The sequence below is a fragment of the Candidatus Methanosphaera massiliense genome, assembly GCF_028890305.1.
Taxonomy (GTDB): Archaea; Methanobacteriota; Methanobacteria; order Methanobacteriales; family Methanobacteriaceae; genus Methanosphaera; species Methanosphaera massiliense.
The window spans coordinates 605,577-620,062 of the sequence record NZ_JARBXM010000001.1 but is presented as its reverse complement, the minus strand read 5'-3'; the positions used below and the strand labels follow the sequence as shown (position 1 = coordinate 620,062).

General features: G+C 31.5%; 12 protein-coding genes and 2 tRNA genes. 8 read left to right on the top strand and 6 right to left on the bottom strand.

Features of this window, described 5'->3' with window-relative positions; translation table 11 throughout:
- Nucleotides 1-10 precede the first annotated feature (10 nt).
- The gene (gene purD, locus OTK55_RS03030) at nucleotides 11-1,327 is read right to left on the bottom strand and encodes a phosphoribosylamine--glycine ligase (protein ID WP_274870515.1); all 1,317 of its coding nucleotides are present in this window, start codon (nucleotides 1,325-1,327) and stop codon (nucleotides 11-13) included.
- Nucleotides 1,328-1,644: 317 nt separating this feature from the next.
- On the opposite strand from purD, the gene OTK55_RS03025 reads away from it, so the two are divergent.
- On the top strand, nucleotides 1,645-2,622 hold the full coding sequence (locus OTK55_RS03025; protein ID WP_274870513.1) for a transposase: 978 nt from the start codon (nucleotides 1,645-1,647) through the stop codon (nucleotides 2,620-2,622).
- 132 nt (nucleotides 2,623-2,754) lie between these two features.
- Here OTK55_RS03025 and OTK55_RS03020 read toward each other — a convergent pair whose 3' ends face one another.
- Entirely contained in the window at nucleotides 2,755-4,137 is a 1,383-nt protein-coding gene (locus OTK55_RS03020) for an MATE family efflux transporter (protein ID WP_274870512.1), read from the bottom strand.
- A gap of 230 nt (nucleotides 4,138-4,367) precedes the next feature.
- On the opposite strand from OTK55_RS03020, the gene OTK55_RS03015 reads away from it, so the two are divergent.
- The 4 genes from OTK55_RS03015 to ilvN (OTK55_RS03000) all read left to right on the top strand — a co-directional run bounded on the left by OTK55_RS03015 (nucleotide 4,368) and on the right by ilvN (OTK55_RS03000) (nucleotide 8,827).
- Nucleotides 4,368-6,032 carry an acetolactate synthase large subunit gene (locus tag OTK55_RS03015; protein WP_274870511.1) on the top strand — a complete coding sequence of 555 codons (1,665 nt, stop codon included), beginning with the start codon at nucleotides 4,368-4,370 and terminating at the stop codon, nucleotides 6,030-6,032.
- 18 nt (nucleotides 6,033-6,050) lie between these two features.
- Nucleotides 6,051-6,551 (top strand): acetolactate synthase small subunit, encoded by a 501-nt coding sequence (gene ilvN, locus OTK55_RS03010; protein ID WP_274870510.1) that lies wholly within the window; start codon nucleotides 6,051-6,053, stop codon nucleotides 6,549-6,551.
- Nucleotides 6,552-6,644: 93 nt separating this feature from the next.
- Nucleotides 6,645-8,321 (top strand): acetolactate synthase large subunit, encoded by a 1,677-nt coding sequence (locus OTK55_RS03005; protein WP_274870509.1) that lies wholly within the window; start codon nucleotides 6,645-6,647, stop codon nucleotides 8,319-8,321.
- Between the two features lie 5 nt (nucleotides 8,322-8,326).
- Nucleotides 8,327-8,827 carry an acetolactate synthase small subunit gene (ilvN, locus tag OTK55_RS03000; RefSeq protein WP_274870508.1) on the top strand — a complete coding sequence of 167 codons (501 nt, stop codon included), beginning with the start codon at nucleotides 8,327-8,329 and terminating at the stop codon, nucleotides 8,825-8,827.
- Nucleotides 8,828-8,852: 25 nt separating this feature from the next.
- Here the strand turns inward: ilvN (OTK55_RS03000) and OTK55_RS02995 are convergent, their stop codons facing one another.
- Nucleotides 8,853-9,533, bottom strand: coding sequence for a CRISPR-associated protein Cas4 (locus OTK55_RS02995; protein ID WP_274870507.1), 681 nt, complete (start codon nucleotides 9,531-9,533; stop codon nucleotides 8,853-8,855).
- A gap of 201 nt (nucleotides 9,534-9,734) precedes the next feature.
- On the opposite strand from OTK55_RS02995, the gene ilvC reads away from it, so the two are divergent.
- Together ilvC and OTK55_RS02985 are read left to right on the top strand one after the other, a co-directional pair.
- Nucleotides 9,735-10,727, top strand: coding sequence for a ketol-acid reductoisomerase (ilvC, locus tag OTK55_RS02990; protein WP_274870506.1), 993 nt, complete (start codon nucleotides 9,735-9,737; stop codon nucleotides 10,725-10,727).
- A gap of 144 nt (nucleotides 10,728-10,871) precedes the next feature.
- On the top strand, nucleotides 10,872-11,885 hold the full coding sequence (locus tag OTK55_RS02985) for a methanogenesis marker 12 protein (RefSeq protein WP_274870504.1): 1,014 nt from the start codon (nucleotides 10,872-10,874) through the stop codon (nucleotides 11,883-11,885).
- An 11-nt stretch (nucleotides 11,886-11,896) separates the two neighbouring features.
- On the opposite strand, the gene surE is transcribed toward OTK55_RS02985, so the two are convergent.
- Nucleotides 11,897-12,670: a 5'/3'-nucleotidase SurE gene (gene surE, locus OTK55_RS02980; RefSeq protein WP_274870502.1), complete on the bottom strand. Its 774-nt coding sequence runs from the start codon at nucleotides 12,668-12,670 to the stop codon at nucleotides 11,897-11,899.
- A gap of 257 nt (nucleotides 12,671-12,927) precedes the next feature.
- Between surE and OTK55_RS02975 the strand changes: the two genes are divergently transcribed.
- Nucleotides 12,928-13,785: a restriction endonuclease gene (locus OTK55_RS02975; RefSeq protein WP_274870501.1), complete on the top strand. Its 858-nt coding sequence runs from the start codon at nucleotides 12,928-12,930 to the stop codon at nucleotides 13,783-13,785.
- 212 nt (nucleotides 13,786-13,997) lie between these two features.
- Here the strand turns inward: OTK55_RS02975 and OTK55_RS02970 are convergent.
- Nucleotides 13,998-14,069 (bottom strand) — tRNA-Val (locus OTK55_RS02970).
- A 159-nt stretch (nucleotides 14,070-14,228) separates the two neighbouring features.
- Nucleotides 14,229-14,300 (bottom strand) — tRNA-Val (locus OTK55_RS02965).
- Nucleotides 14,301-14,486: the final 186 nt, after the last annotated feature.

Sequence of the window (14,486 nt, the reverse complement as noted above, 5' to 3'; positions counted from 1 at the left end):
AATATTAAAATTATCCTCTAATCTCTTTCATATGCTCTATTTTCTCATTTAACAATGCTTCTGTAGCAACATCACGTCTATGGTATACTTCACCATTAATATAGTTTATTGCTTCTTCACATGCTTTTTCTGATTCGCTTATTGTATCTCTTACTGCTAGTACTGCTATTGCTCTTGATGAAGTTAATTTTATATCATCATTTTCATCACTGTATACTGCTGCATAGTATACTTCAGCATCCAAATCATTGATTTTTTCTTCATCAATTGTTACTATTGTGTCATTTGCTTCTGTGTTTGGATATTTATCTGGCACTACATATTTACATACAGATGCTTTGTTACTGAATACTACTGTATTTAATTCTCCGTCTACTATTTGTCTTGCTATCTGTGCTAAGTCATATTCTAGTAGTGATAATACATTCATTGATTCTGGATCACCAAATCTTGCATTGTATTCTATGATTTTTGGTCCATCTGCACATAGCATGAATTGTCCATATAATATTCCTTTGTATGGTTCTGCCTCTTCTTTTATTGCATCTATTGTTTGTTTCATTATGGATACTGATTCATCGTAATCTTTTTTAGTTAAAAAAGGCAATAGATGATTTTTATCAGAGTATGAACCCATTCCACCAGTTATCGGTCCTTTATTTCCTTCGAATGCATGTGGATGATCCTGTGCTGCTGGCATTGGTAAAATATGTTCTCCATCTACAAATGCCTGTATTGTGTATTCTTCTCCGAGTAATAATTCTTCTATTACTACTCCTTCAAATCCACCCATTTTCTGGTCGAAAATCTCTTTTACATATTCTTTTGCTTCATTATTATCTGCTAGTTGATCACCAACAATTTTAACTCCTTTTCCACCAGTTAATCCTATAGGTTTTATTACTACTGGACCACCAAACTCATCGATGTACTTAAATGCTTCGTCAAGATCATAAAATGTTCCATGTTTTATTGATCCTGGTATATTATAATCATCGAATAACTGTCTCATAAATGCTTTGTTTGTTTCTATTTGTGCTGCTTTCTTTGTTGGTCCTACAGAAGGGATTCCTTCTTTTGCTAATTCATCTACAATACCCTTTTCCAGAGGTGCTTCAGGTCCGATAAATGCTAATTCCACTTCATTATCCTTTGCAAATTTAATTATTGAACCAAAGTCTGATTCATCATTTACTTCATAGTTTACAGATAATCTTGCTAGTCCTGGATTTTTTCTTCCCATATATGTGTATACATCTGCAGTCCTATCTAATGCCTTAGCTATTGCATGTTCACGTGCACCGCTACCTACTACTAATATTTTCATTCTATATTCACATCCCGTTAATTTAAGTGATATTCCGTTATTTCTTAATCTATCATGAAATAGTAACGTTATTAATATATATAATTTTTATATTTTTATTAATTTTCGGCTTTGTAGAAAACATATAATTTTATAATAAAAATCTTTATGAAAACATTATCAGATCTTTTAAAATTAAATTATAATAGAAAATAGATAATTAAATAAAAAAATTACACTTGAAATTAATCTAAATTATAAAATCAAAGAATAATAATAAGTTTAAAAGTAATACAATAAGAATAAGTATTTATTTAAAGAGTAGAATAGATATAAATATGCTAAACGAAAATATCTATTCTACAAATAAGTATTTGAATTCTAAACAACTTAAACTTTTCGATTTTGGAATTCAAAGACAAAATAATAATTATTTATCAGAAATATCCAAAAATGAAAAAATAAATTTAACACACAATATGATGTTAGATTTCGTATTAACAGCATATAATTATGCTAAATTAACTTTTAACAAATATTCATCACACTATTCAAAGAAAAAATACACACAACCACAATTATTTGCAATAATAGCTTATAAAATATACAATAAATACGATTACAGAACAACAATTGATAATCTAAACGTATCAACTAAATTACAGAAAGCTTTAAGACTAAAAACGATACCACATCACACAACAATTCAGAAATTCTTCAAAAGAATAGAAACAAAACAAATAAACAATATTAACAGACTATTATTACAATATTTCCCTGTGAAAGAGTGTTATTTCAGTTTAGATGGAACAGGATACACTAATTCCTATTCAGACATCTATTACAACAATAGAACAAATAAAACAAGACGACAATACATAAAAAACCATATCACAATCGATTCAAAATATATGTTAATAAGACATTACAATGCTTTAAAAGGACCAAAATTCGATACAGTATTTGCAATAAGTGCAATTAGAGCAATAAAGAAGTACAAACCACGGTATATATTAGCAGATAGAGCATATGACTCAGAAATAATTAAAAAAACAATAGTAGAAGAAACAACAGCATTACCACAAATACCTGTGAAAACTAGACAAAAATCAGGAAAATATAGGAGTAAATGTAGAACTATCTTCTTAAAACCAGTATATAACTTCAGAAATCAAGTAGAATGTGTGAATAGTATTCAAAAAAGAAGATTTAATGGAATAAACAATAGTAGATCTACGAAATTACAAATAAAAGAAACAAAATTAAAAAATGTGTTTTATAATATTTATAGATCTATTCAAATTTTGCAAAAATAGGATTTCTACAAAGCCTAATTTTCTATTAAATTTAACATTAATCATTAATTCAGAAAGGATACTTAATAAAGTTAAAATAAGCATCTAAAAAAAATAGAAAAAATAACTACTATTAGTTAGTAATTATTAAATTCAATGCGTGCCTCTTAGTTCAATCTCTTTAAATCTTTTTAAATATAATTCAAATACTAATAAAGCTACTAATGAACCTACAAGCACACCTATAGTCATACCATATAATATGCCTTTTACTCCCCATGAGAATACAAAGCCTAAGATATAAGAGAATAACAATATCAAGATTACTTCACGATTAACTGTTAGGATTAAAGACATTGTTCCTTTTCCCATTCCCTGTAAAACATTTGCAGAAACAATACCTATTGCACCAGCAATAAGGAATAAAGACAGGTCTCTTAAACATTGAACTATTAATGTATTTAAAGATCCACTATTAGAACCATATGCAAATAGATATGCTATTTGTGGAGCAAACAAGTATATTATAATTAATGATATACAGGAGACTATTAAACTTAATTTAATTGAATAATGACCTGTAGTTTTAAGTTTATTATAATTTCTCTCACCAAATGCAACTCCCGCAACTGTAATAGCAGCTATACCAACACCGACTGTAGGCATTGTAGCAATTTCAATAATACTAAATGCAGATGTGAATGATGCTACAATAGCAGTTCCAGCAACAATTGACAACATTCCATTTGTAACTATGTTTACAACTGCCATTATTAATTCTTCAATACTTGCAGGAAGTCCGACAGCTAATAAATCCTTAATAACAGTCCATTTGAATTTAAACCTATTAATTCCATAATCCAGATAAGTAGACTTACTTATATATAACCAGTAAACTGCCAGTAAATCAGGAATAATATTCGATATCACAGTGGAATAAGCTGCACCAGTTAATCCAAAGTTTAATAGATATATCATTACAGGATCAAGGACAATATTTATTATTCCTCCAGAAACCATGATAAATGTTGAACGTTTTACATCCCCTTCAGCTCTTAATTGATTTGCAAAAAGACCATTTAACAGGAATGCAAATGTACCTATAAATATTATAGAAATATAACTTTCAGCATATGTTAATACTTCTGAAGCTCCTATTAAAACAATTATAGGTTTTAAAAAAGGTATTATTATGATTGGAATTAATATTGAAAATAGTACTACAATCAACAATCCATGAATACCAGCATTACTTGCTTCATCATAATTATTAGAACCAATATATCGTGAGATTAATGAATTTGCACCAGCACCTAAACCATTACCTAATCCTACAATAACCATGTAAAGAGGTGCTACAAATCCTAATGCTGCAAGCGGCTCAGTTCCTAAACCTGCAATCCATATTCTATCTATAATATTATACAGACTCATAATTAAAAGTGAAATAATTAAAGGCGGTGCTAATTTTCTAATTGCTTCTTTAGGATCTCCTCTAATTATATCAACATTATCATTACTTTTGTTTTCATCCATTTCTTCACCAAATAAAACTTAAATTATATCTTCCTATTTTTCAAGAATTCATATGAGAATACTGGATATCTTAATTCTTTTGTAAAATTTTTAATAATTATTCTATTTAACTGTTCACATCCAGCTAGCTTAATTCATAAAAAAATATAATTCTTTCAAATAACATATTTATATAATAATAAAAAATAATTGAGATTTACAATTTCAATATGGAAAAAATTGGTGTTAAAATGAAAGGTAGTGAACTATTAATTAAGAAATTAAAGGAAAATGGTACAGATACTATCTTTGGATACCCTGGAGGAGTACTACTGCCATTTTACGATGCCCTATGTGAATCAGATATTAATCATATTCTCGTAAGACATGAACAAGCAGCAGCTCATGCAGCGGATGGATATGCAAGAGCATCAGGAAAAGTGGGTGTGTGCCTAGCAACATCAGGTCCGGGAGCAACCAATACAATCACAGGCGTGGCAACTGCTCATATGGATTCTTCACCAATAGTATTGTTAACAGGACAAGTAGCTACAAATCTCATTGGAAAAGATGTATTTCAAGAAGTAGATACTATTGGAATCACAATGCCTATTAGTAAACACAATTATCAGCCAAGAAGTGCAGATAAAATACCAGAAGTGGTGGATAAAGCATATTATATTGCTTCAACAGGTAGACCAGGTCCTGTAGTTATAGATTTACCTACTAATGCTCTTAAAGAGGAAATATCATTAGATAATATTAAACCAAATACTCAGACACCAGGATATAAACCTACTACTAAAGGAAATAAAAAACAGATAAAAAAGGCAATTGAAATAATTAATGATTCAAAAAAGCCTTTGATACTTGCTGGTGGAGGAGTTATATTATCTAATGCATCTGAGGAATTAATTAAATTTGCTAAACTAACTGAGATTCCAATTGCAACTACTTTAATGGGAAAAGGAGTAATTTCAGAGGAAGACCCCTTATCTCTTGGAATGATTGGAATGCATGGAATACAATCCACAAACAAAGCATTAACGGAATGTGATTGTCTAATAGCTATTGGATGCAGGTTTTCAGATCGTAGTGTCAGCAACATGGATAAATTTGCAACAAATGCTACAAAGATTCAGATAGATATAGACCCTGCAGAAATCGGTAAAACAATTAAAATAGATGTTCCAATAGTAGGTGATGCAAAAATCACGCTAAATGAATTTATTAAAGAAGTAGAATTTCCAGACAGAACTAATTGGACAAAGGAACTTACAAAAATAAGACAGAACTCTGTAGAAAATATTAGCTACGATGAAGTTCCATTAAAACCTCAGCAGACAATTAAAGAATTGATGGAAGCTGTAACCCCTGACACAATAATAACTACAGATGTAGGACAGAACCAGATGTGGATGGCACACTACTATAAAACAAGAAAACCACGAACATTCATATCATCCGGTGGACTGGGAACAATGGGATTCGGACTACCAGCAGCAATAGGAGCACAAGTAGCAAAACCAGAAGAAAATGTTGTATCTATTGTAGGTGATGGCGGATTTGCAATGGTATCTCAGGAATTAGCAACAATAAAAGAAAATGATCTACCAATTGTAGTATGTATTCTAAATAACAGATACCTTGGAATGGTAGCACAGCTACAGAAATTATTCAACAAACACGTATATGCTACAAAACTAACAGATACTCCTGACTTTGTAAAACTAGCCGAAGCATACAAACTTAAAGGAGAAAGAGTAGAAAAACCAGGAGAACTAAAAGAAGCAGTGCAAAATGCACTTAAATCAAGAGAAGCTACTGTGATAGATGTTGTAATAAATCCAGATGAATTATTACCTATTGTACCACCAGGTAGCAGACTTGATTGTATGAAAACAGAATTTCATTAAGTTAGGAGAGAATAAAAGATGAATAGTACACGTAAACATACAATTAGTATACTAGTAGAGAATAAGCCGGGAGTACTACAAAGAGTTTCAGGACTATTCACAAGACGTAACTTTAACATAGATAATATAACAGTAGGAAAAACAGATGACCCAGCACTTTCACGTATAACAATAACAACAACAGGAGACGACCAGATACTGGAACAGATAACAAAACAATTAAACAAGTTAATAGAAATAATAAAAGTCAGAGAACTTAAACCAGGGAATACTATTCGTAGAGAACTGGCATTGATAAAAGTACATGCACCAGATGAGAAAACAAAATCAGAGATAATACAGTATACCAACATCTTCCGCGGACATATAGTTGATGTTACAGAAAAATCAGTGACAATAGAAATAACAGGAGACCCAACAAAGATAAAGGCATTGACAAAACTAGTAAGACCCTATGGTATAAAAGAAACAGCAAAAACAGGTGTGACAGCAATTACACGGGGACATAAAACGTTGTGAATGTCAATCTATGAATTTATAAAAAAAAAGAAAAATATTTGAGAATAAAATAATAGAAAGTAAAGAATAATTCAATTATGGGAGCTATAAAACATGAACGGAAGTGAAGCACTACTAAAAAAACTAAAAGAAAATAGTACAGACACAGTATTTGGATATCCTGGAGGAGTACTACTGCCATTATATGATTCTATATATGATTCTGATATTAGACATATACTAGTAAGACACGAACAAGCAGCAGCACATGCGGCAGATGGATATGCAAGAGTATCCGGAAAACCAGGTGTATGTATTGCAACATCAGGTCCTGGAGCAACCAACCTAATAACAGGTATTGCAACAGCAAATATAGATTCATCACCAATAATAGCATTAACAGGACAGGTAACAACAGGAATCATAGGAACAGATGCATTCCAGGAAGTAGATACTGTAAGTTTAACCATGCCTATTACAAAAGAAAACTTTCAACCACGAAAATCAAGTATATTACCGCAAGTAGTTGATGAAGCATACCATATAGCATCAACTGGAAGACCTGGAGCAGTTGTAATTGACCTACCAAAGGATGTTCTTGAAGGTGAGGTAACAGAGCATGATATGCGTAAGGAGTTTAAGGTACCAGGATACAAACCAACAACCAAGGGAAATAAGAAACAAATAGTTCATGCTGTAAAAACTATACAAAATGCAGAAAAACCTATAATACTTGCTGGTGGAGGAGTTATACTAGCAAATGCATCAAATGAATTAGCTAAATTTGCAAAGATTACAAACATACCAGTAGCCACTACTTTAATGGGAAAAGGAGCTATTTCAGAGGATGATGAATTATCCCTAGGATTACTTGGAATGCATGGACTTGAATCAACAAATCATGCTGTCACTGATTGTGATTGTCTAATAACTATTGGATGCAGATTCTCAGACCGTACAACAGGAAAAGTATCCGAATTCGCACCTAATGCTACAAAGATACAGGTTGATGTAGATCCGGCAGAGATAGGTAAAAATGTTAAAATAGACATTCCAATAGTTGGAGATGCAAAAATAGTTCTAAGAGACATGATATCTGAGATAGAAGATGGAAATCATGATGCATGGACAAATGATGTAGTAGCAAAAAGACAGGCATATGTACCTAAAATGACATTTAATACCACACCCTTAAAACCACAGGATACAATAAAAGAAATAATGGATTCCATTACACCAACAACCATTGTAACTACAGATGTAGGACAGAACCAGATGTGGATGGCACACTACTATAAAACAAGAAAACCACGAACATTCATATCATCCGGTGGACTGGGAACAATGGGATTCGGACTACCAGCAGCAATAGGAGCACAAGTAGCAAAACCAGAAGAAAATGTACTGGCAGTAGTTGGTGACGGAGGATTCCAAATGGTATCCCAGGAACTAGCAACAATAAAAGACTACGACCTACCTATTGTAACAGTTATATTAGATAACAGATACCTCGGAATGGTATACCAGTGGCAAGTACTATACTACAACAACAGAATATCACAGACAAAACTATCACCAAGACCAGACTTTGTACAACTAGCTAAATCATATGGCATAGAAGGAACAAAAGTAGAAAAACCAGGAGAATTAAGAGAAACAATACAAAATGCACTTAAATCAAGAGAACCAACAGTAATCGATGTAGTGATAGATTCAGATGAACTACTACCAATGGTACCACCTGGTGAAAAAATAACAAAAATAGTTGGAGAATATAAAACAGAGGACTGATTAATATGAGTAAAATACAAAAACACACCATAAGCATATTAGTAGAAAATAAGCCAGGAGTACTACAAAGAGTTTCAGGACTATTCACAAGACGTAACTTTAACATAGATAATATAACAGTAGGAAAAACAGATGACCCAGCACTTTCACGTATAACAATAACAACAACAGGAGACGACCAGATACTGGAACAGATAACAAAACAATTAAACAAGCTAATAGAAATAATAAAAGTCAGAGAACTAAATCCAAGTACCAGTATAAGAAGAGAATTAGCACTGATAAAAGTACATGCACCAGATGAGAAAACAAAATCAGAGATAATACAGTACACCAACATCTTCCGCGGACATATAGTTGATGTTACAGAAAAATCAGTGACAATAGAGATAACAGGAGACCCAACAAAGATAAAGGCATTGACAAAATTAGTAAGACCCTATGGTATAAAAGAAACAGCAAAAACGGGTGTGACAGCAATTACACGGGGACATAAAGTATTATAATCCCCCTTTTATATATACTCTTTTTTTATTGTGCATTAGGACATGCATTATTAAATCTACATGCGCGACACTTATTCGGATTAGTTGTTGGAATAAAGTCATCTTCACCTGCAATTAAATTCTGCACATGTTCTATAAGATCTATTATCTCATTTTCAGCTTCCTCATCAAATTCATGACGCCAAAATATATTATCAGTACCTCTAGTTCTAAGTGCTCCCTCAATTTTCCTATCATCACCAATAGAATCCTTATATGCTAAACAATATGCATATACCTGATGAATCATTGAATAATAAGCTCTACTACCTGGTTTATCATCTATTATAACAATACTATCTGGAGTAAGCCATATTTCATCAATATACCCTCTTATACCATAGGATTCACTCATGACAAAAAATTCCCTGGAGAGAACTTCCTGTGTCTTTGATGTTGATATTATCTCATCTAATGGCTTAACAACCGCATCCTTCTTAAAGTTCTCTTCAAGTTTATTATGTACCTTTGTACCCCTTAGCATTGCTTTATTTGCTTTAACTTTAATATGCTGAAAGTTTTCTAAATACAGGGAATATTCACAATACCCCTGAGTATTTAACCAACTGATAGGAAAGTTTGTCTGATTATTTATAATCTGAACCTGGTCAATTGCAGGATGTTTTCTTCCACGTATTTCTGTATCTCTAAATTCTAATGGCTTCATATATTTTCACCTAGGGTAATCTAATCTTATATAATATATATGCATGCATTCTTTATTTTAATTGACTATTAAATAATTAAAAAATAACTTTTGGTTATGATAATAAAATAAAATGTTTTATATTAAGACATGACATATTATTTATTGTATACAGATTTGTAATTTATAAAATTTATTTAAATTATAGGAGTACTCGATAAAATGAAAGTTTATTATGACGATGACGTTACAACAAACGTATTAAAAGACAAAACCATTGCAGTAATAGGATACGGAAGCCAAGGACATGGACAATCCCTAAACATGAAAGATAGCGGATTAAACATTGTAATGGGTTTAAGAGAAGGCGGAAAATCCTGGAACAAAGCAAAAGAAGCAGGTTTAACAGTAAAAACAATCGAAGAAGCTTCTAAAGAAGCAGATATCATACACATCTTAATTCCTGATGAAATACAAAAAGATGTATATGAAAACCAAATCAAAGACAACCTTGAACCAGGAAACACAATTTCATTCTCACACGGATACAACATACACTTCAATCGTATAAGAGTACCTGAAGACGTAAACATCACAATGATTGCACCTAAAGCACCAGGATCCAAAGTAAGAGAAACATACCTCGAAGGATTCGGAACACCAGGTCTAGTAGCAATTGAACAAGATGCAACCGGAGACGCATTTGACATTGCAATGGAAATGGCAAAAGCAGTAGGACTCACAAGAGCAGGTGTAATTGAAACAACCTACAGAGAAGAAACAGAAACAGACTTATTCGGAGAACAAGCTGTATTATGTGGTGGATTAACAGCACTTATTCAAGCTGGATTTGAAACACTAGTAGAAGCAGGATACAAACCAGAAATGGCATACTTCGAAACCTGCCACGAAATGAAACTTATCGTAGATTTAATCTATGAAAAAGGATTCGGAAACATGTGGCATGATGTAAGTAACACCGCAGAATTCGGTGGATTAACAAGAAGAGATAGAATCATCACAGACGAATCAAAAGCAAACATGAAAGAAATCTTAAAAGAAATTCAGAACGGTACATTCGCAACTGAATTTGCTGTAGACTCTTCAAACTCCTATCCTAAACTCTTAACACAAAGAAGATTAGAAGGAGAAAAACAAATCGAAAAAGTAGGTAAAAACCTAAGAATCGCATGTGGATTAGAAAAAGAGGAATAAATACAATAACCTCTTTTAACTCTTTTTTTTAAAAAAATTACAACTTAAACTAAAAATATAATAACTCTTTTTAAACAATAACACTCTTATTTTATTACATTACACCCCACTAATTTTAAAATAAATAGATTTAACGGTGAAAATATGAATTACTATATGGGTATGGATCATGGAACAACAGCAGTATCCTTCGAAATAATAGATGAAAACAAAGAAGAGGTAACATATATTCAACTAAACAGGAATAAACTATCCAGAAAAGAAGTATCATTCAAAGATACACTTCAAGAAAAAGTAGATATAAAAAAAATAAAACTACTGGCAATGACCTATGCAATGGGTGATGCAATAACAAAAATAACACCGCTAGGACAAGTAAAAAACAGAGGAATACAATCAATACACGGTGCTGGAAAAGTAACAGGAGGAGGAAGTAACGTATACACAGACATTGAATCCCTAAAAATACCAGCAGTACTCATACCAGGACTACATTCAGACTGTGAATTCCTAGATGACCGATTCAGGGCAAGCTACTCACATTGTGCAAGTTCAGAAAAAGTAAGCCTAACCTACTACGCATATCAAACAACTGGATGGAAAAACATGATAATAGCAGATATTAGCTCAAACACTGTCTGCATACTGGTAGAAAATGGTGAAATAAAAGGTGCAATAGATGCATGTCTAGGAGCAATGGGATTTATACACGGTCCTCTAGACCTAAGCATGATACGGGAAATAGATGAAGGCAAGAAAACAGCAAATGAATGCTTTTCACATGCTGGAATATCAAAAATTGCAGATGTAAACAGTAAAATAAACAATGTGAAAGAGGATATAATAAAAAAAGCTGTTCAAAAAGATAAGAAAGGATTATTAGCAATAGATTCCCTTGTAATGAGTGTTGTTATGGAAATATATGGATTATATGGTATCATGGAATCTGACCTTGATGGTATTATCCTTACAGGTTCTGGAGGATGTATGACAACTCCCATCAACATAAGTGGTATGATAAAAGAAAAAGTTGAACGTCTAGCACCAGTACGGGTTCTTACAAGTAAAAGTGGTGCTATTGGAAGCAGTTATATTGCGTATGATATAGAAAAAAAGGGTGTGGACAAAGTCATGGGTATTGATGTGATTAGAAAATAAGTAAAAAATATTTATTCTTCTAACCATTTAGTAATATCTACATTAGCATCCATATCTGTTGATATTGGTGTTACTACAGGTTGGCGTAATACCCGTAATGTGTGTACATCTGTTCCAACATCTTCTTCTCCTGTAAGACTGCCCACTATCCAATAGTAAGGATGACCATATGGATCTATTCTTTTTTCTACATTAGTACTATACATTCTATCAGCAAATGGAGCTTGAATAATTTCCTCAGATTTAGGTTTTGATGGTACATTTAAATTTAAAATATCTACTCCATCCGGCATTCCCTGTTTCATGACCTTTTTAACTAATTTATTAAGTATCTTCTCAGCAAAACTATAATCAATTTCATGTGCACCATCTTTAAATTTAATATCTTCACGTATAACCTGTATAGATACAGCAATTGCAGGTATATTAAATGTTGATGCTTCGAAAGTAGCGCCTAAAGTTCCGGATGTTGTAATTGATTTAGCTAAATTCTCACCAGTATTTATACCAGATATTATAAGATCAGGCTGTTCATCCATAATACCCTGTGACCCTATTATCACACAGTCAGTAGGTGTTCCTGTTACCGCATATCCTATAGTTCCATCCTTTAATTTTGTATCATAAGCTCTTAAAGGTTTCATTAATGTTATTGCATGTCCTACACCACTTTGCTGTGTTACTGGTGCTATTATTGTTGTTTCTCCAAAATCCTTCACAGCATTATTCACAGCTAGAAGACCACTAGAATGTATTCCATCATCGTTCGTTATTAAGATTTTCATATTATTATGTATATCACGTTCTTCTTATTATTCTTTAAACATTTACTAAAAAATAATACTAGAAGCCCCTTGAAACCATGAGAAAATAATCTATTCTCCAATAAATTAACAAGATAATACATAGAAATATAGTAATTACCAAAAAAATAGGTATATCGTTAAATTATTATACATGAAATAATAAAAATATAACTCAGTATTAAATATAAAAAATATACACAAAACAAACATAAAGCTAATTATATTGAGGGAGAAACTTGGAAAAAGATCGATTGGTTAATTTTATTGCTACTATCATGGAAGATAGTGGTTTTAGAATAACAAAAAATTATAAAATAGCTAATCAAGTAATTGATATCTATGGTGTTCTTAATACTTCTGTAGGAGAAGTTAACGTAATAGTAGCTTGTAAAAACTATGAAGAACCCTGGAAGATAGGATTAGATGTATTAAAAGATATGGAAAATGCAGCAAGAGCTACCAATGCATCTAAAATAATCATATTTACAACAAGTAGTTATACACATAGTGCAGCAGTATATGCACAAAAAAGAAATATTAAACTTGTAGACAGAAAAGGATTAATAAAAATAGCTAAAAACTATGCGGCAAAACGTACCATAGTAACAGAGCCAACAGATGAAGAAGACTATGATGACTACGAATACTATGAACCGGTTAATACTAAACCAGCTAGTCTAAATCCACATCGAGGTAGCAATAGAAGTAGCTCCCACTCCTTATTTAAAAGAAATAACAATAATAATAGAAATATTAATTATTCAAGACCATCTTACTCTTCACGTAACAGATTAAGTAATGTTGGTTCTAGTGTAAGTCATGTTTCAGTGAATATGGGTGGAGTATTAGATTTCTTCAAAAACCATACCATAGTATACATGATAGTATTATTAATTATTGCATCAGCAGTATCTTACTTATTTAATATAATGACAATGGGACCATACACAGGTATAGGTAAAATTGGTACAAGTGCAGTAATTTGTTTCGGTGGATTACTACTGGTGGATAGAAACCTATCTGATGTATTATTCAAAGGATTTGTATTATTCTTTATATCACTAATAATAGCTATTGCAACATTAACAATGTAAAACTAGAATATTTAAAGTTTCTCTCATTTTCTATTTTTTTAAAATATAAAAAACTTAAATTTAAAATTAGACTATACTATTTTTTTAATTAAACTGAGTTACTGTTTTTAAAATAAGTATTATAACTTCTAAGGATTTTTTAGAATAAATTATTTAATTTTAGTAATAATCTGATTAATTGTATGAAAATTAGTTATTTTAGTTAATTTGAATGGGCCGGAGGAGATTTGAACTCCTGATCCCCTCCTTGTAAGGGAGGTATCATACCCCTAGACCACCAGCCCATGTTAAAAAAATCGTAGTAGTCCTAATTAAAGCACTATTATACTATTACTTTAAAGTACTATATAAATGTTACTATTTTATTTGACATTTTAAAATAATATGATTATATTGAATCATGTAATGTTAAACTGAAAATTAGTTATTTTAGTTAATTTGAATGGGCCGGAGGAGATTTGAACTCCTGATCCCCTCCTTGTAAGGGAGGTATCATACCCCTAGACCACCAGCCCATGTTATGATATAAATTATATCAACATATTATACTTTTTATAATCATTATATATAAACATTTCCATAAATTATCATGATTAATTAAATAATAAAGTCTGAAAATAATAGAATAAAATCACGTGAAATATCCAAAATATTTTATTTACTAAAAATGATATAATATAACAGATTAAATTGATAAGGAA